Origin of the sequence: Halobacillus salinus (assembly GCF_004684905.1) — a bacterium.
GTDB lineage: Bacteria > Bacillota > Bacilli > Bacillales > Halobacillaceae > Halobacillus > Halobacillus salinus.
This window is the reverse complement of sequence record NZ_SRJC01000001.1, coordinates 810,871-834,388: the sequence shown is the minus strand read 5'-3', so window position 1 is coordinate 834,388 and position 23,518 is coordinate 810,871. Positions and strand designations below refer to the sequence as shown.

Genomic DNA, 23,518 nt, shown 5'->3' with positions numbered 1-23,518 from the left:
CTTACAAGTGTTGATCACGACCAAGCTCTACGAGCGCTTTTGTAATATTGGTTTTTGTTAGTCGTCCGATCACTTTCAATCCGTCACTTTCTCTATTTACGACGGGAAGCCCATCAATCTGCTTCTCAATTAATTTTTGGGCAGCATCAAGAAGTAGATCTTCCGGTTCACATATTGTAATGTTTGGCATCCTAGTCATAATGATGTGTACAGGAACCTGGGAAAGATCCTGATTGCCGATGCTGGCTCTTAATAAGTCTTTTCTTGATACCACACCTACTAATTGCGATTTTTGGTTCGTTACAAATAATGTACCTACATCTTCTAGAAACATTGTGCAAATCGCATCATAAGCAGAGACATCCTCTTCCACTACAATAGGAATGGACTGATATTCTTCAACTTTGAACTTCTTCAACTTTTCGGTAAGTAATTCAGACCCTGTCTTGCCCGTAAAGAAATAGCCAACTCTCGGCCTTGCGTCCAAATATCCTGCCATCGTTAAAATGGCAAGATCAGGACGTAGCGTGGCCCGAGTGAGGCTCAAGCGGTCTGCTATATTTTCACCGGTGATCGGCCCATTATCTTTTACAATTTCGATGATTTGTTCCTGCCGGTTGGAAAGTTCCATTCTTTCACCACCCTGCTCACTGACTGTGACATACTATTTAATCATTATAGCTCATTTTTAACATGGGTAAAAGAACGATGCTTAGAATTGTTGCTTCCATTCAATAGCCGTTAAGTCCGCGAACTCTCTGACATTCATAGAGATTACGTTAAGCAGACTCAAGCGGTTTTGTTTTACCTTTTCGTTTTCTGCCATGACCATCGTATGATCGAAGAACTCATGGATCGGCGAAGCTAAACTGGACAAAGCATCTAATGCTTCTGCCGGTTTATCTTGTTCTAGCGCATCACGATAGGCAGGGACTGTGGTTTGATAGACTTCATATAACTTCGATTCTGTTTCATTTTCAAACAAGTTAGGGTCAACGTTTGTATCCTCCGTCTTTTCCGCGAGCTTCATGACCCTTCCAAGGGCTTCTTGCACCGGCTTGAATGTTTCATCTGTACGCTTGGCAACAAGAACTTGAGCCTTATCTTTAGTAGTGGAATAACGACCGATACCGTTTACTAATACCGCTTCTACGACATCTGGATCAATTCCGTCTCCTCGCAATAAGTAAGCTGCTCTCACTCTAAAGAATTCCTGCAGGTCGGAACTGATTTCTTCTTTACTTCTCGTTGGGAGATCCAATTCCTGATAGAAGTGATGGACAAGTTCAATGAGTTTCTCTACTGACAAGTCCCAACCTTTTTCTTCTAGGGTTTGCAGTATGCCAAGCGCCTGTCTTCTGAGACCATAAGGATCTTGTGAACCAGTAGGAATAATGCCGATGGAAATACTACCAACAATAGTATCCAACTTATCTGCAATACTGACAATAGCACCGATTGTAGACTGAGGGAGTTCTCCATTCGCCTGTCTCGGCATATAGTGTTCGTTTATCGCTACTGCAACTGCTTCTTCCTCACCAAACAGTCGAGCATATTTCTCTCCCATCACACCTTGAAGTTCTGTGAATTCATCCACCATTTGAGTAACAAGATCGAATTTGCAAATTTCAGCTGCACGCTTCGTCAATTGCTGTTCTTTTTCGTCGAGTTCAAGCCACTCCGATAACTTCCCTGATATAGCTACGATGCGGTTAACTTTATCTGCTAAAGTACCGAGTTCTTCTTGATACACCATTCGCTCAAGCTTTGTTAACTTCTCATCAATCGTGCCTTTTTGATCTTCTTCATAGAAGAATTGAGCGTCCTTCAAACGAGCTTTTAACACCTTTTCGTTCCCTCTCGCTACGTTCTCTATATGGTGATCGTTTCCGTTTCTGACTCCTACGAAGAAAGGCAGAAGCTCCCCTTCATGGGATCGAACAGGAAAATAGCGCTGATGTTCTTTCATAGAGGTAACTAAAGCTTCTTCCGGAAGATCTAAGAATTCTTCGTTGAATGCACCACTGAAGGCAGTTGGGTACTCGACTAAATGTGTCACTTCATTCAATAGGTCTTCATCGATTATCAGCTTCCATCCCTTATCCTGCTGCATGGTATCAAGCTGTTCACGAATTAGTTGTTTTCTCTTGTTTACAGAACCTATTACCGATTGCTTATTAAGGGCATCCTCGTACTCATCTGCATTTTGAAGTTCTATTTCAGAACCTAAGAAACGGTGTCCTTTTGTTGTTCTGTATGTGGAGACATTCTCAATTTGAAATGGAATGACTTGATTACCATAAAGGGCAACCATCCACCTTATTGGTCGAGCATAACGTAATTCGTAATCTGCCCAGCGCATGTTTTTCGGGAAGTTAAGACTTAAGAATACGGAACGGAACTCTTCAAGAAGCTTCTCCGTTGCCTCTCCTTCAATGAACTTCGTCACGTGTACATACTCTGTACCTTTAATCTCTTTAAAGTAAATGTCTTCGACGTCTTTGCCTTGACCTTTAGAGAAGCCGATCGCCGCTTTTGTCCATTGGCCATCATCATCTAATGCAATTTTCTTTGCAGGTCCCTTTGCCTCTTCCTCTAGATCTGGCTGTTTATCTGCAACATCAGTGATTTGAACAGCTAGACGTCTCGGAGTGGCAAACCCTTTGATCTCTCCAAAAGGAATTCTTGCATCTTTAAACCATGCCTCTGTTTTTGATTCTAATTGGTTGAGAGCATCGTCAATAAACCGCGCTGGTAATTCCTCTACTCCAAGTTCAAATAACACTGTTTTACTCATTTTGACCAGCCTCCTTCTGTAACATTGGGAATCCTAAACGTTCGCGTTCTTCCACGTACGTCTTGGCAATTTGACGGGCAAGATTACGTACTCGACCGATATAACCCGTTCTTTCTGTTACACTAATGACACCCTTAGCATCCAGCAGATTAAACGTGTGAGAACATTTCAAAACGTAGTCATAAGCAGGAAAGACAAGTCCCTTGTCCATTATGCGCTGTGCTTCTTTCTCATAGGTGGAAAACAAGTTGAACAACATATCTTCATCAGACTCTTCAAAAGTGTACACAGAGTGTTCATACTCAGGCTGAGTATAAATGTCCCCTACGGTTACGCCATTTGTCCACTCCAGCTCAAAGACATTTTCTTTGTCCTGAATGTAAGAGGCTAGGCGTTCGATACCATAGGTGATCTCTGCAGAGACCGGGCGCGCTTCTAGTCCGCCAATTTGCTGGAAATAAGTGAACTGAGTAATCTCCATTCCATCTAACCAAACTTCCCATCCTAGACCAGCTGCTCCAAGTGTCGGGTTCTCCCAGTTGTCTTCTACAAACCGGATATCATGCTTATCAGGATCAATGCCCAACGCTCGTAATGAATCCAAGTAGAGTTCTTGAATGTTGTCTGGTGAAGGTTTCATGATGACTTGGAATTGGTGGTGCTGATACAAACGGTTCGGGTTCTCTCCATACCTTCCATCTGCAGGTCGACGGGACGGTTCTACATATGCGACGTTCCAAGGCTCTGGCCCTAGGCTACGTAATAGCGTCATCGGAGACATCGTGCCCGCTCCTTTTTCGGTATCATAAGCTTGCATTAATAGACATCCTTGGTCCGACCAATGTTTCTGTAAGCTCAATATCATGTCTTGAATATTCATTAATTCTTTCCTCCTTTAAGGTTTCAGAAAGTGACTAAAAACAAAAAAAAACGTCCCTATGTCGAATACGACATAGGGACGGGATTTCCGCGGTTCCACCCTAATTGCTTTCTAAGAAAGCCACTTTTACGTCCAGTTGCTCCAGAACGCCTTCACCAGTCCATCAATGCTTGACTCTCACGATCACAAGCTCGCTATAAATGTGGGTTCTGATTACTACTCTCTTTCAACGCAACACTGATTAAGTAATAGCATCATACTGAATACTGTATGAATTGTCAATTGTTTTTTATTACGAAAATAGATCCAACTGGTTTAAAAACTTCTTAGATTTGATGAAATATCCACCATATCGATCATAGTATTCATCCATGATCTGGCGCAACAATTTTTTATTCTGTTCTTTCATAGAAATCTGCCCCAGTCGTTTGGCATCCATATGTAAAAACAATCGCAGTAATTTAGGTAAAGGGTCTGGTAGACCATAAGCCCCTGGGTCCCTCTGTTTACATCTGTAACAGAGAAGCCCACCCTCATCCATTGAGAACGAAAAAGGGCCGTCTGTACCTCCACAATTTACACACTGGTCAACGATAGGTGCAAACCCAGCCTTCTTGAACATCTTCAACTCATACATCATGGTCAAGATATTCGGATCTTTACCTTCGCTCATCCATTGCAATGTCTGCAGAAACTGTTCATACAAGAAAGGGTCCGGCTGTTTTTCTTCTATGAGCTTATCCGTCAATTCGGCAATGTAGGAGGCATAAGCCGTATTTACGATATCTTCTCTTACGCCTCTTAGGGAAGATATCATCTCCCCTTGGCTCATGGACCCAAGCCCGGACCCTATTTGGATCAGATACATACCGTGAATGAAAGGTTGTGTTACAGATGCCGTTCTACTTTTTGGTTTTTTGGCACCTCTTGCCATTACACCGATTTTTCCTTTTTCCCGTGTGAACAAAGTAACAATCTTATGAGTTTCTCCGTAATCTCGTGTACGGATGACAACTCCTTCGATTTTTTCTAACAAAGCACTCACCTGCTAACGTTAGCCTTTGAGGTTTTCAGAATCCTTTGTCTGATAATCAGCCGAGGAAAGCGATAAATCCGGCTGCTGATCTTGAGCTTCGAGTTCTTTCATTAACAAATAGGTTTCAATGTCCCCGGTTTTCCTGAATACATTCCATGAAAGGTCGTTGAGCACAAGAAACACCTTCTTTCGTTTAATGAAAATCAAAAAAGATTTACATGTATTAGAATGCTTCCCAAGCCTGATTATCATGTGACTTAATTTTTTCCAACCTCTTAATAGTCTTCGCCGTGATAGCCGAAGTCATTTAGCTGAATTTGACGATTACGCCAATCCTTTTGCACTTTTACCCAAAGCTCCAAGTACACTTTACTTCCGAGCAGGGCCTCGATATCTTTTCGAGCTCTCATGCCGATTTCTTTCAGCATACTGCCTTGTTTTCCAATAATGATGCCTTTTTGTGATTTTCTTTCCACAATGACAGCTGCTTGAATATAAACAGCATTGGAATCTTCACGTGGTTCGATCCCCTCGATCACAACTGCGATAGAATGAGGGATTTCTTCACGTGTCAAATGCAGAACCTTCTCGCGGATGAATTCACTAATTACAAAACGTTCTGGGTGATCTGTAATTTGATCTTCCGGATAAAACTGCGGACCTTCCGGAAGCTGTTGTTTGATCACACTCACTAGATGATCTACGTTGTTTCCCTCTAATGCAGAAATCGGGATAATCTCTTCGAAATCCAATTTCTCTTTGTATTGTTCAATCAGTGGGAGCAGACCGTCAGGGTGTACTTTGTCGATTTTATTAATGATGAGATAGACAGGCTGGTTTACGCGTTGAAGGCGGTCGATAATAAATTGGTCTCCACGACCATAGCCTTCCTCTGCATTGATCATAAACAGCACTGCATCCACTTCGTTCAGTGAATTCTCAGCCATATTGACCATGTAATCTCCAAGCTTGTGTTTCGGCTTGTGTATACCAGGAGTATCAATAAAGATGATTTGAGAGTCTTTATCCGTCATTACACCTTGAATTTTATTTCTTGTTGTCTGAGCTTTGTCGCTCATAATCGCGATTTTTTCACCTATAACACGATTCATAAATGTTGATTTTCCGACATTCGGACGACCAACTATCGCCACAAAGCCAGATTTAAATTCTTCTGTCATGTTTGTTCCTCCAAAATAACTTCATCTTCCTACATGTTCTATTCTACTACATTTCACGCTGCGTTTCACTCTACGCCAATAAGAATCAACAATTTCGGAAGCAACAGAATGCAGGCAATGACGAAAGCGCCTATACTGGCAACGAGCACAGCACCTGCCGCTATATCTTTGATTTTCCCGGCGAGTGGATTCCATTCGGGTGCTAAATAATCCAAAATCCTTTCAATGGAGGAGTTCACCATCTCCAAGGCAAGTACAATGGAGCAGGTAAGAATAATCACGGACCATTCTATCGCTTGTAGCCCCAGGATTGCACTACTAATAATAACCAATACTGTAGAGAATAGATGAAGCTTAAAGTTACGTTCGCTCCTTGTAACTTCTTTGATTCCGTTCCATGCGTGACGAAAGCCTATTCTCTTCTTTTTACTCTGATCTTTCGAGCCCAAACTCATGAAGAATCTCCTCTTGGCGACCGAACATTTGCTTTTCTTCTTCTTCATTCATATGGTCATATCCTAACAAGTGTAAAAATCCGTGAAGAGCAAGAAACCCAAGCTCCCTCTCAAGAGAATGATTGTATTCCTCTGCTTGCTCTTTGGCCTTATCGATAGAGATGACGATATCACCGAGCATTTCAGGCATGTCCTCATGAAGAATATTCATTTCCCCTTCTCCTTGCTCTTGCATAGCAAAAGAGATGACATCTGTAGCGTAGTCTTTTTGTCGGTAGTTTCGGTTGATTTCTTGAATTTCTTTGTTGTCGACAAAGCTGATGGAAACCTCTGACTCTGTGCTCACTTTTTCTTTTTCTGCTGCAAACTTAATAATGCGTTGAATCAAATCTACAAATGCCTCATCTACAGAATTTGTTTCATCTTGAAAGTCGATGTGTAACATTATTTTGCCTCCTTAACGATCGTGTCGTTTTCTGGATATTGTATTCTAGAATGATATATGCCATGTAGAGTCTCACATATCGAGTGTTCCATTTCGTTTATTTCTTTAAACGTTAAGTCACTTTCATCAAATTGTCCATCCATGAGGCGGTCTTTGATAATCGAGTGTACGATTTTTTTGATTTTTTCTTCTGTGGGATCGTCTAACGACCTGACAGCCGCTTCGACTGAATCACACACACAGACGACGGCCGCTTCTTTTGATTGAGGTTTAGGCCCAGGATAACGGAACTCCTCTTCACGAACGTCCGAATTCTGTTCAGTTGCCTGATGATAAAAATACTTCAAAAGCGTTGTTCCGTGGTGCTGTCTTGCAATATCTACGATTTCCGCCGGCAACTTCCCTTTATCGAGCATTTCCGCTCCATCGTAAGGATGCTCCAGAATGATAGCTGCACTCTGCTCTGGATCTAAGAAATCATGTGGATTACGCATTTTCATTTGGTTCTCAATGAAGTAATGGGGGTCAATCGTCTTACCCAAATCATGATAGTATGCCCCTACCCGCGCCAGTAAACCATTGGCACCGATCGATTCACAGGCGGCTTCACTCAAGTTCGCCACCATAATGCTATGGTGATAAGTGCCTGGTGCTTCGATCAGCAACTTCCTTAGCAGAGGTTGGTTGGGGTTTGCGAGCGACAGCAACTTGTTATCCGATAATATCCCGAACCATGCCTCAATGAATGGCAGAAGCCCAAGGGTAAGAACTCCAGCAATAAAAGCTCCAGCAAGTCCGTACCCACAATATAGAAAGGCATCCACCCACGTGTACTTTTCAAAAGAAATGAATAAAAAGAAAAGTACGGTGCATATATTAATCAAAGCCACGCCTGAACTTGCCCGTATAATAGCTAACCTCTCTTTTGTATGGGAAAGGAAGAATATCGCTGCAATTTGGGAGAGCATCATGTAAACGCCTGCGGTACCATTTAAAGCTCCCGTCAGCTGACCATTCATAAATACCATAGCCATTAGAGAGTAGATCAAGGACATAACAACAGCCAACCGCTCCTGACCAAGCAGTTTCACTAACATAACCCCTGTTGCTGCCGGCATCAAATAATATAGAGGCTGCCCAACAGTTACATAGAAACTGAATACCTTCATGATGACGATCATTACCAAAGTGACGAATGTCAGCGCATAAATATGCTGTCTATTCAAATTCCCTAAATGTATAGCTCTCACACTTTCAGAATAGAAAAGCATTGAAAGGAGGAGTGCGAACAACGTTAGTCCTGCCATCGGAAGGATGTTTTTCTTCTCGTCTAGAAGTCCGGTCAATTGCAATTCTTCGTAAACACCGGTGGTCACCGTCTCCCCTTTTTCAACGATAACCTCCCCTGATCGAATCATGACAGGATCTACATTGGCTATTGCTTCTTTCCTAGCATCATCTGTTTCTCTAGCGTCATATAGTGCGTTCTCTACCAAACCATATGTACCGATAGCAGCCACTGCATCTTTGATCGAATCTGGAATGCTAGAGTATTCGATTTTCAACTCCAGCGTTCTCTCCTCTGTCTCTAGATCTGAGGTTCGGATTCCGTCCTTGAAAACACTCATTAAAGTATTGACTAATATGCGTTCGGCATCTTCTAAATCCTTATCCTCCGCCTCCAATAATGGCCGGAAGACCTCTACTGGCAGAGACGAAGAAATATCTTCAGACAGCAGTGAATCAAGCTCTGATGCTTGATTCACTTGACCATCCTCTCTTCCGGAATTCTCAATCTCTTCGACCACTTCAAAAACTTCTCTAACTTTCTGGAGTCTTTCGTCTGTGATGGTTTCAGAAATGGAATAGTGATCTTCTACTCCTTGAGTTACTTCTCTAATTTTCTGTTCCGTTTCTTTCTTGTTCTCAATCGTAATTGGTGAATAGATGGTTTCTTCGGCCGTGTCAAACTTTTCTAAACGATAGGTCTTCTTATGTACATTCGAAAAAGAGGCGGCGATGAATACAACCGCTACGAGAAGGGCAGGCAGCGCTAGAGAAAGCCAAAATCGATGCCTTTTCCAAAAGGCTCCATTCTTCTTCATAATTACACCCCATTAAGTTATTTTCCTTAACCAGAGAACTTGTACAACTAGGTCCGCATACTAGAGCAAAGCGAAGTACCTATCTGTCCTGCTGAATAGTCAGCATATCAGGTCTTACACCTATCTACGGAACAATCCCTTAACGAAACAAAAAGGCCCAAATTACTGGGCCTTACTCTCCTCCACCTTCATATGCGTCTATTATCCGTTGCACAAGTGGGTGCCTTACAACATCAGATTGTTCTAAGTGAATAAACTCGGAGCCTTTCACTCTACCTAGTTTTTCTTCCGCTACTTTCAAACCGGATTTGACTCCCTTAGGAAGGTCTACTTGAGTAATATCACCGGTGATAATCATCTTAGATCCAAATCCGAGTCGTGTCAGAAACATCTTCATCTGCTCTGGAGTGGTGTTCTGCGCTTCATCTAGTATAGCAAAAGCATCATCCAGAGTGCGCCCCCTCATATAAGCAAGTGGAGCAATTTCAATGGTTCCTCTATCAATTAATCGCGCCGTGTGCTCCGCACCGAACACGTCATGAAGGGAATCATATAGTGGACGAAGATAAGGGTCGACCTTTTCTTTCAAATCTCCCGGGAGGAAGCCGAGACTTTCTCCTGCTTCAACGGCAGGGCGAGTTAATATGATACGCTTCACTTCACCATTCTTAAGTGCATTGACAGCCATAACAACGGCTAAGTACGTCTTACCTGTACCAGCAGGGCCGATACCGAATACTAAATCATTGTTTTTGATGGCAGAAACATAATTTCTCTGACCGAGCGTCTTCACCCGGATGGACTTGCCTTTTGCATTGCGAGTAATTTCATCCTCGAAAAGCGCTTCGAATTGATTGATTTTTCCTTTTTTAGCAAGCTCTACAGCGTACACGATGTCCCGCTCTGTGATGGTCAATCCTTTTCGGATCAAGTTGAGTACGGACATTAGAATACCTTCGACAAGCTTCACATGTTCCGTCGGTCCAGATACGCGTACATGCTCACCTCTTGAAATGATCGTCACTTTCAACTGCTCTTCAATCTGCTTCAAATTTCTATCTTCTGTCCCGAATAATGCTAACGCTTCGGTCGTATTATCTAATTGGATATCAATGGTCTTCAAGTCTTCAGGCATACTCAATCTCCTTGGCTAATATACTTTGTTTCTGCTATATTTTCATGAACTTTAAATAATAGGATTAATTTTACTTTACCATGCTCCTCACCTAGGTGCAAAACTTTTTCATCCTTAATGGCAGCGTCTTCACCCAACTGTTGCAAAAGGCTTCGTCTTGCCGTTTTTGCGCCTATTTCTTGGAGTTCCTTCTTCGATTGGTTGAAAGAAACACGATCGATTTGGAAAGCTGTTTTCTTCTGCCACTGGATTGGTAATGTCCAATCTCTCACATTCCAATCCGTTACAACTTCCTCTTCTCTGACCTTGCCTTCATCAGACTTCCACCATCCCCAAAGCGGAAGTTTGAATGAGCCAATTTTCAACCCATAACTATAATTAGCTTCTCCACTCGTTAAATCAAGTATGTGCTTTAATGGGAGTTGCTGTTCTGCTTTGTACCAGGTCTCCGCAATCACTTCTCCTTCTGTATGGACAAACACATCACCCTCCTCCACTAATTCCCCTGTCGCCAGTGGTTGTCCTTTTTTCACGATGTCATACACAGAAACGAGCGGTCTACCTTTCTTTATGAAGGAGCGGATCACCATTCCTTTTTTGGTCGCAACTAGATAACTCGGACGGTCATTCTCATCAAGATCCTGCCTGGTTTTCTCAACACCGTATAAGTGATAGCTCGTCCCTTGCTTCTTAACGCCTACCCACAATAAATCCGGAATATCATCGAGGAGTTTGGACTGTATTTCAATCGGGTCATCCATGCCAATTGTAAGCTTTCCTGGATAAACACCATAAGACTTGAGCTTCTTCTCAACACTTGCTTCTAACTCTGGACTCAATCCTTTCACTTCAATGGACCATAATGTGTTAGCAAGAACAAAAATAAAGATAACCGCTGCTATAAATGAAAGAAGAAGAGACGTCTTCTTCACCATTCTCTTAACAAGGAAGGGAACGCCTTTCCCATCGATTATCTCAATCTTACACCTATATTTCTTCCTTAGTTTCCTCATGATCGGCCAGTCGCGCAAACGGATCGTCAAGACGACTTCATCATCACCGATCCTTCTTACACGGCTGAGCTGACAACCTTGCCTTGTACACGCATGAAGGAAAGGTTCAATCAGGCTTCCCTTCAACCTAATATTCATTGTGCCTTGATAGAAGTCGTGCTGGTTCCCCATCATTTCACCTCCTATTGTCCGTCCGGGAGAAATTCAACGGACTTCAGTTCCCCTTCTAGTAGCAATTCTTCCTTCAACATCATCTTTATACCAAGTCCCGAACCCAAAATACGGACTTGACCCTTTTTGTATTGAATCCGGATCTCGTTATCTGAGAAATGCAGAAGTCCGGTATGGTTTTCTATGTACACATGAATGGACCCGATCGTCGTTATTCTAGGAAGATCGAGCATCACGTCAGAAGGTAAATCGAAGTAACGACCGATCCACGCCCGTATGTTTTGCTGCCATTTTGCCATTCGACTTCCCCCTCTCTCTGTATTTATACGAAAAAGGCACGAATTGTATCACTACAATTCGTGCCTTTTGTTATCTTTTTCTCGGATTGGAACTGTGAGGCTTGTGAGCACGGGGAGGGCCAAGGATTTCTGCCATGACCACACCTTCTGCTAATCGCTTACGGTCCCAATCTTTAATATTAAGTTGTGAGACAGGCGACACGGGCTGTGTCTTTTTCCGTTCAGCCTGTAGTTGTTCCTCTTGTTCAAAGGGGTTCGTGTAAATGTCTTGATTAGGTGTCTCATAACTAGATCCACCGCCAATTTCTTGCTCATTCTTGGCCTTTGCTAATGTATCTTTCTTTTTTTCGTAATAATCTCTTAATCGATCTTCCCCTGATGAAGATCGAGGTGGTTGTGATTCAACTTTTTGCGGAGGGGTATCTGCCGGCTGCTGCATGGGACCGGATGGCATTCTCGTAGTTTCCCGTTCGTCATCTCCACCCATCACTCTGCTGAACCAACTGATGATACCGCCGACCACAATAGCGATTATGAAAATATTACCGAATATAAACTCAATCAAGCCTTCCATGAGCATTCTCCTTTATCTGCTTATGGATTATTTATCCTCTTCTTCTTCCGTCTGAGGTTTTCCGATCGTGTTTCTCATATCGGTATCTGCATTGATGTTCTGATAGTTCATATAATCCATGACACCCATTTTTCCTGAACGCAATGCTTCAGCAAGAGCCTGCGGAACTTCTGCTTCCGCTTCCACAACTTTCGCCTGCATTTCTTGTACGCGGGCACGCATTTCTTGTTCTTGTGCGATCGCCATAGCTCGACGCTCTTCGGCTTTCGCTTGTGCAATGTTCTTGTCCGCTTCGGCTTGGTCAGTCTGTAGGATTGCCCCGATGTTTTTGCCGATATCGATGTCTGCAATATCAATAGACAGAATTTCGAAGGCTGTCCCTGCATCCAGACCTTTTCCTAATACATTTTGAGAGATCAAATCAGGGTTTTCAAGTACTTTATTATGGTTTTTACTTGAACCAATCGTAGATACGATTCCTTCACCGACACGAGCAATAACCGTATCCTCACCCGCACCACCGACTAGTCGGTCGATATTTGCGCGAACCGTAATCCTAGCTTTCGCTTTTACTTCAATACCATCCATCGCTACACCGGCAATGAACGGCGTTTCAATTACTTTCGGGTTTACACTCATTTGGACAGCTTCTAGTACGTCACGGCCTGCCAAATCGATAGCGGCACATCGTTCGAAACTCAGCTCAATATTTGCCCGCTGAGCTGCAATCAATGCGTTGACCACTCTGTCTACGTTACCCCCGGCTAAATAGTGACTTTCCAATTGGTTGGTATCTACATTCACTCCTGCTTTATGAGCTTTGATTAACGGGTTGATTACACGGGACGGGATGACTCGTCTAAGACGCATTCCCACCAGTGTGAAAATATTTATGCGTACCCCAGCTGCTAAAGCACTGATCCAGAGCATAACTGGAATAAAAGTAAATAGTACGGCGAGCACAATAATGATAATACCGACAATAATGATTGGCATGAGTTGTTCCAATGTCATTCGACTTCCTCCTTGTCATGGTTCGTTTTCATCTGTCTAACTACAATTCTCGTTCCTTCCGTTTTGACTATTTTGACTCTACTGGAAGGTCCGATAAATCCACCTTCTGATACTACGTCCAAACGCTCGTCATCAAATTCAGCAGTTCCAGCAGGACGCAGCGGCGTAATCGTTGTACCTTCTAATCCGATAAGCTCAAGCCTATTCGCCTGGGACACGTACCCTTTTTCTGTAGAGGTAGAGTCATTCAAAATGATGTGGCGGAAGAACCCTCGTTCTAAGCCCATTGTCTTGAATAGAATAACGGAAATTACAATTGTCACAATCAGAGCAATGCCTATGCTCATAGCCATATGTCCCATATCGGCTGATGAAAGCATAAGGGAAGCAACAATTGCTACAATTCCAGCTATTCCAGCTATCCCACCAGGTAAGAACAGTTCAGCAATAACAAGCCCGATCCCTAATATTAATAGGATGATCGCTTCGTAGCCTGCAAGCCCCGCAACGATATGACCATAGAAGAAGAGCACAAGAGCAAGTAATCCCATAATCCCCGGGATACCGAAACCAGGTGAATACAACTCAACCACTAGTCCCAAGCTTGCAATCGAAAGCAAAATAGGGATGACTACTGGATCTGTCAGGAACCTTGCCAAATTCTCCGCAGCGGTAGGGGACTCTTCTACAATAGTCGCATCGGATAGATTCAGCTCATTAAGTAATTCGGTACGATCTTCGACAACTCCTTCTGCATACCCCACTTCCAACGCATCATTGGGGCCGAGGGTCAAGAAAGCGCCTTTTCCCGCACCATACTCTGGCAAATCAACATCAGGGTCAGCCATCGCCCTTGCATAAACAGGATCACGACCACCCGCCTCCGCAGCTGCAACCATGGAAGAAATCCAAGCCGATTGCGCTTTCTTATCGGCAGCTGTGCCATCAGAATTAATAACACCAGATGCTCCCATTGTTGCTTGAGGCTTCATATAGATTTGATCGGTATTTAATGCGATATAAGACCCTGCAGAAAGAGCCTGGCTTGTGACAAACGCAGTATTGGGAACATCAAGATCCTGAAACAACTCTGCAATTTCACTAGCTGCATCTACTCGACCACCAGGAGTATTCACTTCAAAAATGATGTGGTCTGCTCCATTTTCCATCGCTTCGGTTGTGGTCCGCTCCAAGAACGCTGCTAATCCACGCTCTACTGTATTTTCTACGGGAATGACGTACACACTCTCTCCCTCTCCATCTGCCAGAACTTCTGGTAACAGCTGAAAAATAGAGAGAATAAGGGCTGCTGCCATCATAAGCGTAAAGAATCTCACTCTGAACGCTTTTCTCACATTATGCCACCTCCTTCTTGTAGCTTACCCATGGATTAGTACCTATACGTTTCAAAGCCATGTTTTGTTTCAGAAAAAGCTTAATAATTTTTAAAACGGCTGGATTATGTAATATAAAAAGGCCTCTCTTGTTCAAAAGAGAGGCCTTTAGTTTAAGATAATTGCTGAAGTACGAGCTTGTTCACTTGTGAGCCGTCCGCTTTACCTTTCACTTTCGGCATCACAGCCGTCATGACTTTACCCATGTCGGCCTTCGTAGTAGCGCCTACTTCTTCAATAGTTTCTTGAACGACTTGTTCAAGTTCTTCATTTGTCAGCTGTTTCGGCATATATGCTTGTAAAACTTCAAGTTCGAACTGAAGTCCTTCTACAAGATCGTCACGTCCAGCTTCTTTAAATTCTTGGAGGGAATCTTTCCTCTGCTTTACCTCACGAGATAAAACAGTCATTTCTTCTTCTTCAGATAATGAGTCTTTCCCAAGTTTAATCGCTTCGTTTTGAAACGAAGCACGAACCATACGGATCGTGGAAAGCTTTGCTTTATCGCGAGCTTTCATAGCCGTCTTCATATCTTGGGTGAGACGTTCTGTAATCGTCATCTTGATTCACCCTCTTTAATTACTTACGCTTTCTAGCCGCCTCAGACTTTTTCTTACGGCGTACGCTAGGCTTATCGTAATATTCACGCTTACGATATTCTGCTAATGTACCACTTTTGGATACACTACGCTTAAAGCGACGAAGAGCATCTTCAAGAGACTCGTTTTTACGAACGCGAGTTGTATTTGACATGCAATTTCCCTCCCTCCGAAGCACAAAAACTGTTTCTCTCGTATGGGGACGCCCCATACCTTTGACAATTATATTATAACCTTCTGATATGGTCAACTTTTTTTGTCAGGTTTCGGTTCATTGATTGCTAATTTCTCTGTTGTTTCATCCAGCTTCAGATAGGTGGAGCGCCCGAGATACAGTGGAATATTCAATTTCTTAAAGTCTGGTAGTCCGTTTTGAGCGAAAAAATTTTCTTCATAATGAAAAGTACGGATCTCACCAACCACCCATTCGTGATCTCCTGTAGGTACCATCTGCTTCAGATCACATTCATAAGCTAAATAGGCCCCCTTTAAAAGAGGCAGTGTAGAATCACTACTGTACCAATCCATACGCTCGCCTTTATCTATAGTATAGCCTGATGTAGTACCACTGAACTGAATGGAGTCCGCGTGTTCCCAAGGGAGAAAATTGATTGTGAACCTGCCTGCATCCTTCAACTGGTGATAAGTATAACGTTCTCGTCCGACCGCAACACCATACATGGCAGGTTCCATGGACAAATAAGAGTGCCACCCCGCCGCCATAAAGTTCACCCCGTCTTCGGTATGTACACCAACTACAGCCACCATCCCTGGGTAACTATGCATCTTTATATGATCTTGTCTTTCCATAAAGTCCCCCCTCCCTTCCTTCTTCCATCATCATACCATCAAAAAAGCCCGCTCATCATGTAAGATGATGAGCGGGCTTTCCTATCTTAGTAGTCAGATGTTCCTTGTTCCCCTTTAATGATTGCAATTCCTGAGCTAGCTCCGATACGCGTCGCTCCTGCTTCGATCATTGCTTTGGCACCGTCATAGTCACGAACGCCTCCAGAAGCCTTCACACCCATCTCAGGGCCTACTGTCTTACGCATAAGACTGATGTCTTCAACGGTAGCTCCGCCTCCGTTGAAACCTGTAGATGTCTTAACGAAGTCAGCTCCTGCTGCTTTAGCAAGTTCACAAGCTTTCACTTTTTCTTCTTCGGTAAGAAGTGATGTCTCGATGATCACCTTAACAATGGCTTTACCTTCTGCTTCACGGACAACCGCTTCAATATCTTGCTGAACGACGTCTGTATTTCCAGATTTCAATTCACCGACATTGATAACCATGTCCACTTCTTCTGCACCCTGCTCGATTGCTTGGCGAGTCTCGAATGCCTTTGTTTCTTTTGTAGTCGCACCTAGTGCGAAGCCAATTACTGTACAAACTTTCACATCTGTATCTTTAAGAAGTTCATAAGAAGTTTTCACCCAGTGCGGATTCACGCAGACAGAAGCAAAACTATGCTCTTTTGCCTCTTCACAAATTTGAAGAATTTTTTCTTTTGGAGTATCTGGCTTTAGCTGTGTATGGTCAATCATCTTTGCAAGATTTTGTTCCATGTGTAGATCTTCCCTTCTCTTATCTTTTTAGTTGTCCGTACCTCTTAATCAATCATAGCATGAAAGCGTATAAATTGCGAGTACAATTGGAGGACTTCCGATTAGTCTCCCTCATTTTCTTCGAGTTGATAAGATAAGCTCGACAAAAAGTAAAAAGGAGCCGTTTCCATCCTTAGGATTCTCGGTCCTAGTCTTACGGACAGGAAACCGGACGCACGAAACTGTTGTACTTCGTTCTCCGAAAACCCACCTTCCGGGCCAAACACGACAAGCACTTTATCACCTGTCTTCACCTTTGAAAGCCGAGTCTTGAGAGAAGTTGATGAACGTTGACGCGCTTCGTCAGCATAACCGAAAAAGCACCAATCATAACCCTCTATCTCCATCAATTCTTTGAGAGAGTGTAGAGGAGTGACTTCCGGGATGAAAGAACGTTCTGACTGCTCACTTGCTTCCTTCGAGATCTTTTGTAGACGTTCTACTTTTTTCTTCGCTTTCTTATGGTCCCATTTTGCTACGGACCGATCAGCGGCATATGGAATAAACCGAGCTGCTCCGAGCTCCGTGCCTTTTTGAACGACTAGCTCTAACTTATCCCCTTTGCCAAGACTCTGTGCAACGGTAACATCTACCGGTAACTCGCGATCCTCATCGAGCCACTCGACAATGTTGCAGGAAATGGACTCTTCTGTGATGTTCTCGATCTTGGTTAATGCCGGTCCATCGTGAGGGTGAATACATACAATTGATGAGCCTATCTCCATTCGCATGACTCGAGAAATATGATGAACATCTTTCCCCTTTATCGTCACATAATCTTTATTCCAATGTTCCGCCGGTATAAAATATCGCTGCATCCTCTCACCCTTACTCAGGTTTTTTTGCGATGATGCTGATCCAGTCTTCCATCTTATTAGTCTCTACAATTTCAAAACCAGATTGAATCAGGCTTTCTCGTACATCTTCTTTCTTACCTGAAATAATTCCGCAGGTAATAAAGTAACCTCCAGGTTTGACCCGATTGAAAGCATCATCGGTGAATTGAACAATGATTTCAGCTAAGATATTCGAGACGATTAAATCCGCCTCCATCTCAATACCTTCTAGTAAATTGTTCTTCTTAGATGTTACTTGGTCTTGTACGTTGTTTAGTTCCGCATTAAGACCGGTGCTCTTCACTGCTATATCGTCCAAATCGAACGCATAAGCATGGGATGCTCCCAGTAAAACGGACGCTACGCTCAATATTCCGGACCCAGCACCAACATCAAGGACCTTATCCCCTTTTTCTAAGTATTGCTCTAATGCTTGAATGCTAAGCACTGTCGTCGGGTGGGTACCTGTACCGAAAGCCATCCCTGGATCCATTTCGATAATGATCTCATCACTAGAAACTGGCTCGTATTCTTCCCACGTTGGGATAATCGTGATCTTTTCGGAGATTTTGACAGGCTTGTAGTACTTCTTCCACGCTGTTGCCCAGTCTTCCTCATTGATTTCACTCATCGTCACTTCATTACGCCCAATATCAATCTGGAATGTAGTCAAGTTATTGATGGATTCTTTTATTTCATCAACTGTTTCAGCCAAGAAACTATTGACAGGAAGGTAAGCCTTGACCCTTACCCCTTCCTCAGGGTAATCTTCAGGGTTCAATTCATAAATCTCTCCAAGTGGAGCCTGTTCGCGCTCCAAGTCTCTCGGATCCTCGATGACAACCCCACTGGCACCTGCTTCGTGAAGAATATTGGAGATTGGTTCTACTGCTTCGTTCGTCGTCTGGATACAAAACTCCGACCATTTCATCGTTATCAGCTCACTTTATATAAAATTAAAGAAGTGCCTGCTACACACAAAAACAGGTATAGGTAAAACCTAAAGAACCTTGTCGTAGCAGACACTCATTTCTCAAATTGCTTTAGTCGCCTTTGAATGCTCGCTTCATTCGCTCAAAGAAGTTGCCGTGTTGCTCATCAGTAGCTTCATTACCACTGATATCGTTAAATTCTCTCAGCAAATCTTTTTGGCGATCAGTTAGATTTTTCGGCGTGATGACTTTAGTCTTCACGTGCTGATCCCCTTGCCCACGTCCGTGAACATTCGGAGCACCTTTTTCTTTCAAACGGAACGTTTTTCCTGTTTGGGTACCTGCAGGGACTTTCAACTTCACTTTACCGTGAACGGTTGGCACTTCAATTTCGTCACCAAGTGCTGCTTGTGCGAAAGTAAGTGGCATTTCACAGAAGATATGATCTCCTTCACGTTCAAAGAATTCATGTGGCTGCACGCGAATGACAACGAATAGGTCACCTGCCGGGCCGCCGTTTACACCAGATTCGCCTTTGCCTTGGACACGAATCTGCTGACCGTCATCGATACCTGCTGGGATATCCAGATGAATTGTTTTACGCTTCTGAACACGACCATCTCCACCACAAGTTTGGCATTTGTCTTTCACAATCTGACCGCTTCCTTGACAGTGGTGACAAACACGACGATTTACTACACGGCCAAATGGAGTGTTTTGCTCTTGGTTGATTTGGCCACTTCCTTCACAGTGCGGGCAGGTTTCCGGAGAAGTGCCTGGTTTCGCACCAGAACCATCACAAGTGTCACATTCTTCCTCAGTCGGAATTTCAATATCTGTGCTCTTACCAAAAATGGCTTCCTCAAATTGAAGGTTCATCGTGTACTGAAGGTCTGCACCTTTTCTTGGAGCGTTAGGGTCGCGACGACGTCCTCCGCCTCCGAAGAACATATCGAAAATGTCTCCGAAGCCTCCAAAGTCTTGAGCTCCACCGAAGCCTCCGAATCCTTGGTTCGGATCCTGATGACCGAACTGGTCATATTGCGCACGTTTCTGCTGGTCGCTTAATGTCTCATAGGCTTCTTTTGCTTCTTTAAATTTCTCGGATGCATTTTCTTCTTCACTTACATCTGGGTGGTACTTTCGAGCTAATTTACGATAAGCTTTCTTGATTTCGTCTTTCGACGCGTCTTGTGAAACGCCGAGTACCTCATAATAATCGCGTTTACTCACTTGTCCATCACTCTCCCGGGCGCTATTACATAACGTTTATGTTAACACTGACAAATCCGACAGGCAACTGCCTATCTAAAGAATAGAATGATGATCCCACTTTCGTCTAAAGAAACACAAATAGTAAGTTTCCATACAAAAAGTGAATCACCATTTCTTATACTCAAAAAAAGTCAAAGCCAAGAAGAACCTGACTTTGACTTTTCTTTTCTCTCATGAATGACTTACTTCTTGTCGTCTTCGTCTACTTCTTCGTAGTCCGCATCGACAACATCATCAGAACCGCCAGCTTCTTCACCTTGCTGCGCTTCTGCTTGAGCTTGTGCCTGCTCATACATTTTCACAGAAAGCTGTTGAACTTGTTCTTGAAGTGCTTCTTTCTTCTCCTTGATTACTTCAAGGTCTTCGCCTTCAAGAGCTGTCTGAAGTTCTTCTTTAGCAGATTCTGCTTTCTGCTTTTCTTCTTCACTTACTTGCTCGCCAAGGTCTTTGATCGTCTTGTCTGTAGTGAAGATCAGCTGATCTGCTTCGTTACGAAGTTCAATCGCTTCACGCTTCTTCTTGTCTTCTTCGGCATTCTCTTCTGCCTGACGTACCATATCTTCCACTTCTTCGTCAGAAAGACCTGAGGAAGACTTAATTGTAATGGACTGTTCTTTGTTTGTGCCCATGTCTTTCGCACGTACGTTTACGATACCGTTCGCATCAATATCGAAGGAAACTTCGATTTGTGGAACACCACGTGGTGCTGGTGGAATATCTGTCAGTTGGAAACGGCCAAGCGTCTTGTTATCTTGTGCCATTTCACGCTCACCTTGAAGTACGTGGATATCAACGGCCGTCTGATTGTCAGCAGCTGTTGAGAATACTTGAGAGTGGCTTGTCGGAATCGTTGTATTACGTTCGATAAGCTTCGTTGTTACGCCACCCATAGTTTCGATACCTAGGGAAAGTGGAGTTACGTCAAGAAGTACAACGTCTTTGACGTCACCTTGTAGGACTCCACCCTGGATAGATGCACCTAGTGCAACTACTTCGTCAGGGTTAACACCTTTAGAAGGATCTTTACCGATTTCTTTCTTGATCGCTTCTTGAACTGCAGGGATACGAGTAGATCCACCTACTAGGATGACTTTGTCGATATCACTTGCACTCATGTCCGCATCTTTCAATGCTTGACGTGTTGGCTTCATAGAGCGTTCAACAAGGTCAGATGCAAGCTCTTCGAACTTAGCACGAGTCAAATTCATCTCTAGGTGCAATGGACCTGCTTCACCAGCAGTGATGAATGGAAGTGAGATTTGTGTTTGAGCTACACCAGAAAGATCTTTCTTCGCTTTTTCAGCAGCATCTTTCAGGCGCTGTTTAGCCATTTTATCTTGAGAAAGGTCGATGCCATTCTCTTTTTTGAATTCTGCTACCATGTGGTCGATGATAACTTGGTCGAAGTCATCCCCACCAAGACGGTTGTCACCTGCTGTAGAAACAACTTCAAATGCACCGTCGCCGATGTCAAGGATGGATACGTCAAATGTACCGCCACCAAGGTCATACACTAGGATTGTTTGGTCTTGATCTTCTTTGTCGATACCATATGCAAGCGCAGCTGCTGTAGGCTCGTTGATGATACGCTCTACTTGCAGGCCAGCAATTTTACCAGCATCTTTTGTTGCTTGACGCTCAGCATCGTTGAAGTAAGCTGGTACAGTGATTACCGCTTTATCAACCGTATCTCCTAGATAATCTTCTGCATAGCTCTTGATGTACTGTAGGATAACAGCAGAAATTTCCTGTGGAGTGTATTCTTTACCTTCCACTTCCACTTTGTAATCTGTACCCATATGACGCTTAATGGAAAGGATAGTGTTCGGGTTTGTAATAGCTTGACGCTTCGCAACCTCACCTACTTGACGCTCACCATTTTTGAAAGCAACAGCTGATGGAGTCGTACGGTTACCTTCCGGGTTCGGAATAACCTTCGATTCGCCACCTTCCATTACTGCTACACAAGAGTTTGTTGTACCTAAATCAATACCAATGATCTTACCCATGGTTAATGTCCTCCTTTACAATCTCACATTCATCTATTATTGGTTTACTTTTACCATAGCCGGGCGAATAACCCGATCTTTCAAACGATACCCTTTTTGTAGTTCTTCTACCACAATATTGGAATCGTAATTATCATCTTCAACCTGCATGACTGCTTGGTGAAGGTTCGGATCGAACTCTTCTCCTTGAGCAGGAATCTCTTCAAGCCCTTCTTTATCAAGTGCAGTCTTGAACTGGTCATACACCATCTTCATTCCATCTGCTAACTTCTGTGCAGAATCGGAATCGACTTCTACCTGCAGCGCTCGATTGAAATTGTCCAAGACAGGAATCAATTCCTCGAGTAAACTTTGGGAACGATACTTTCGATCCGCCTCTTTCTCTTTCTGTGTACGGCGGCGGAAGTTATCGTAATCAGCCTGAAGTCTGATCAGACGATTGTTCAGCTCTTCTTTCTCTTGCTTTAGCTGATCGTCTTCTGTTTGTTCTTGCTCTTCTTCAATGATTTCAACTTCTTCTTGTTGTTCCTCATTTTCTTCGAGCACTTCTTCTTTTTTGTTCTCTTCCACGACTTACACCTCCTACTTTCCCTATAGCCGTTACTGACTATAACATGAATGAATGGTTAGAAAAAGCAATAGACAAAAAGAAACGATGGGAAGCTATCTCCCACCTATTTGGTTAGCGAGTAGTTTAATACCACCCTCTGAACGTGCTAGTCATATGCTTCGAAAGTACATTCATCAATGAAAACATCCGATTATACTCCATCCGAGTCGGACCTAAAAGGGCAATGGTCCCGATTTGATCGTTACCTAGACGGTAGCTCGCCGTTATCAAACTGCAATTCTGCATGGCATCAAACGGATTCTCGTGCCCAATCCTTACACGGATCCCCTCATCATCAGACCTCAAAAGGTCAGCCATTTCACTCTCTTTTTCAATGGTTGCATAGAGTGATCTGACTTTATCTAAATCCTTGAACTCTGGTTGCATAAGGATATTAGTCTTTCCACCGATATACAACTTTGTAGGCTGCTCTTCTACCAGAGCAGCTCTTAAGTATGCAAAAGCTTTGTCGTACTGTTCGGTGTGAGCTTTTAATAAATCGCCAATTTCCTTATACAGCTTTTCGTGGAGCTGGATCAACGGTACGCCTTGAAGTCGTGAATTTAAGATATTCACCATCTTCTCAAGATCAGAAGATGAAACTTCAGAGGGTACATTGAAAGCCCGGTGTTCAACATGACCTGTGTTCGTCACAAGAATAGCGATTGCTGACTGTTGGTTCAAGGGAACAATCTGCAATTGCTTCAATTTCGTTTCGAACACTTCAGGTCCGAGGATAATCGAGGTGTAATTAGTCAATTCAGACAAAATGCCTGCAGACTTTTGAACAACTTGTTCAAACTCCATCATCTTATCCGTGAAAGCATCTCGAATAGTGCCCACTTCTTGCTGAGACAACCTTAAAGGGGACAGAAGATGATCAACATAGAAGCGATACCCTTTTTCAGAAGGGATTCGTCCTGAAGAAGAGTGGGTTTTTTCAATAAACCCTAGTTCCTCTAAGTCGGCCATCTCGTTCCTTACAGTCGCTGAACTAAAAGTGATTGCATCCTTCTTCGATATAGACCGCGACCCTACGGGTTGGGCGGTCGTGATGAAATCATCAATAATGACTTGCAATATGAGCAGTTGTCTTTCTGTTAACATCGATGATCACCTCTGTTAGCACTCGTTTACTTTGAGTGCTAAAT

At 43.3% G+C, this 23,518-nt stretch carries 24 protein-coding genes and 1 pseudogene; all 25 read right to left on the bottom strand.

Annotated features, from left to right (window positions below; all coding sequences use genetic code 11):
- Position 1: 1 nt before the first annotated feature.
- Complete coding sequence (ccpN, locus tag E4663_RS04520; RefSeq protein WP_079479634.1) at positions 2-631, bottom strand: transcriptional regulator CcpN; 630 nt, start codon at positions 629-631, stop codon at positions 2-4.
- Positions 632-712: 81 nt separating this feature from the next.
- Positions 713-2,797 (bottom strand): glycine--tRNA ligase subunit beta, encoded by a 2,085-nt coding sequence (gene glyS / locus E4663_RS04515; protein ID WP_135326796.1) that lies wholly within the window; start codon positions 2,795-2,797, stop codon positions 713-715.
- Positions 2,790-3,677 carry a glycine--tRNA ligase subunit alpha gene (gene glyQ, locus E4663_RS04510; protein ID WP_135326795.1) on the bottom strand — a complete coding sequence of 296 codons (888 nt, stop codon included), beginning with the start codon at positions 3,675-3,677 and terminating at the stop codon, positions 2,790-2,792. Before glyQ ends, glyS begins: the two co-directional genes overlap by 8 nt.
- A gap of 292 nt (positions 3,678-3,969) precedes the next feature.
- On the bottom strand, positions 3,970-4,713 hold the full coding sequence (gene recO, locus E4663_RS04505) for a DNA repair protein RecO (protein WP_135326794.1): 744 nt from the start codon (positions 4,711-4,713) through the stop codon (positions 3,970-3,972).
- Between the two features lie 117 nt (positions 4,714-4,830).
- A pseudogene (locus E4663_RS20355) lies at positions 4,831-4,965 on the bottom strand (YqzL family protein); the annotation flags it as partial.
- A gap of 23 nt (positions 4,966-4,988) precedes the next feature.
- The gene (gene era / locus E4663_RS04495) at positions 4,989-5,894 is read right to left on the bottom strand and encodes a GTPase Era (protein WP_079479629.1); all 906 of its coding nucleotides are present in this window, start codon (positions 5,892-5,894) and stop codon (positions 4,989-4,991) included.
- Between the two features lie 65 nt (positions 5,895-5,959).
- On the bottom strand, positions 5,960-6,349 hold the full coding sequence (locus tag E4663_RS04490) for a diacylglycerol kinase family protein (RefSeq protein WP_135326793.1): 390 nt from the start codon (positions 6,347-6,349) through the stop codon (positions 5,960-5,962).
- Positions 6,321-6,797: an rRNA maturation RNase YbeY gene (ybeY, locus tag E4663_RS04485; protein WP_168927341.1), complete on the bottom strand. Its 477-nt coding sequence runs from the start codon at positions 6,795-6,797 to the stop codon at positions 6,321-6,323. The genes E4663_RS04490 and ybeY overlap by 29 nt, the downstream gene beginning before the upstream one ends.
- Positions 6,794-8,899, bottom strand: a complete 2,106-nt coding sequence (locus E4663_RS04480; RefSeq protein ID WP_135326792.1) for an HD family phosphohydrolase — start codon at positions 8,897-8,899, stop codon at positions 6,794-6,796. Before E4663_RS04480 ends, ybeY begins: the two co-directional genes overlap by 4 nt.
- 172 nt (positions 8,900-9,071) lie before the next feature.
- Positions 9,072-10,034 (bottom strand): PhoH family protein, encoded by a 963-nt coding sequence (locus tag E4663_RS04475; protein WP_079479625.1) that lies wholly within the window; start codon positions 10,032-10,034, stop codon positions 9,072-9,074.
- A 2-nt stretch (positions 10,035-10,036) separates the two neighbouring features.
- Positions 10,037-11,218, bottom strand: a complete 1,182-nt coding sequence (gene yqfD, locus E4663_RS04470; RefSeq protein WP_135326791.1) for a sporulation protein YqfD — start codon at positions 11,216-11,218, stop codon at positions 10,037-10,039.
- Between the two features lie 11 nt (positions 11,219-11,229).
- On the bottom strand, positions 11,230-11,517 hold the full coding sequence (yqfC, locus tag E4663_RS04465) for a sporulation protein YqfC (RefSeq protein ID WP_079479623.1): 288 nt from the start codon (positions 11,515-11,517) through the stop codon (positions 11,230-11,232).
- Positions 11,518-11,587: 70 nt separating this feature from the next.
- A complete protein-coding gene (locus E4663_RS04460; RefSeq protein ID WP_079479622.1) occupies positions 11,588-12,091 on the bottom strand; it encodes a hypothetical protein in 504 nt (167 codons plus the stop codon).
- A gap of 27 nt (positions 12,092-12,118) precedes the next feature.
- Entirely contained in the window at positions 12,119-13,105 is a 987-nt protein-coding gene (floA, locus tag E4663_RS04455) for a flotillin-like protein FloA (protein ID WP_079479621.1), read from the bottom strand.
- Positions 13,102-14,424 (bottom strand): NfeD family protein, encoded by a 1,323-nt coding sequence (locus tag E4663_RS04450; RefSeq protein WP_135327565.1) that lies wholly within the window; start codon positions 14,422-14,424, stop codon positions 13,102-13,104. Before E4663_RS04450 ends, floA begins: the two co-directional genes overlap by 4 nt.
- Positions 14,425-14,612: 188 nt before the next feature.
- A complete protein-coding gene (locus E4663_RS04445) occupies positions 14,613-15,059 on the bottom strand; it encodes a GatB/YqeY domain-containing protein (RefSeq protein WP_079479620.1) in 447 nt (148 codons plus the stop codon).
- 19 nt (positions 15,060-15,078) lie between these two features.
- The gene (rpsU, locus tag E4663_RS04440; protein ID WP_027955353.1) at positions 15,079-15,252 is read right to left on the bottom strand and encodes a 30S ribosomal protein S21; all 174 of its coding nucleotides are present in this window, start codon (positions 15,250-15,252) and stop codon (positions 15,079-15,081) included.
- 92 nt (positions 15,253-15,344) lie between these two features.
- Positions 15,345-15,908 carry a flavin reductase family protein gene (locus E4663_RS04435; protein WP_135326790.1) on the bottom strand — a complete coding sequence of 188 codons (564 nt, stop codon included), beginning with the start codon at positions 15,906-15,908 and terminating at the stop codon, positions 15,345-15,347.
- Between the two features lie 86 nt (positions 15,909-15,994).
- Positions 15,995-16,666 carry a deoxyribose-phosphate aldolase gene (deoC, locus tag E4663_RS04430; RefSeq protein ID WP_079479618.1) on the bottom strand — a complete coding sequence of 224 codons (672 nt, stop codon included), beginning with the start codon at positions 16,664-16,666 and terminating at the stop codon, positions 15,995-15,997.
- A gap of 101 nt (positions 16,667-16,767) precedes the next feature.
- Positions 16,768-17,523, bottom strand: coding sequence for a 16S rRNA (uracil(1498)-N(3))-methyltransferase (locus tag E4663_RS04425; RefSeq protein ID WP_135326789.1), 756 nt, complete (start codon positions 17,521-17,523; stop codon positions 16,768-16,770).
- 10 nt (positions 17,524-17,533) lie between these two features.
- The gene (gene prmA, locus E4663_RS04420) at positions 17,534-18,472 is read right to left on the bottom strand and encodes a 50S ribosomal protein L11 methyltransferase (protein ID WP_079479616.1); all 939 of its coding nucleotides are present in this window, start codon (positions 18,470-18,472) and stop codon (positions 17,534-17,536) included.
- A gap of 112 nt (positions 18,473-18,584) precedes the next feature.
- The gene (gene dnaJ / locus E4663_RS04415) at positions 18,585-19,706 is read right to left on the bottom strand and encodes a molecular chaperone DnaJ (RefSeq protein WP_079479615.1); all 1,122 of its coding nucleotides are present in this window, start codon (positions 19,704-19,706) and stop codon (positions 18,585-18,587) included.
- Positions 19,707-19,930: 224 nt separating this feature from the next.
- Entirely contained in the window at positions 19,931-21,757 is a 1,827-nt protein-coding gene (gene dnaK, locus E4663_RS04410; RefSeq protein ID WP_135326788.1) for a molecular chaperone DnaK, read from the bottom strand.
- A 36-nt stretch (positions 21,758-21,793) separates the two neighbouring features.
- A complete protein-coding gene (gene grpE, locus E4663_RS04405; protein WP_079479613.1) occupies positions 21,794-22,327 on the bottom strand; it encodes a nucleotide exchange factor GrpE in 534 nt (177 codons plus the stop codon).
- Between the two features lie 124 nt (positions 22,328-22,451).
- Positions 22,452-23,474, bottom strand: a complete 1,023-nt coding sequence (hrcA, locus tag E4663_RS04400) for a heat-inducible transcriptional repressor HrcA (protein WP_079479612.1) — start codon at positions 23,472-23,474, stop codon at positions 22,452-22,454.
- Between the last annotated feature and the right edge of the window lie 44 nt (positions 23,475-23,518).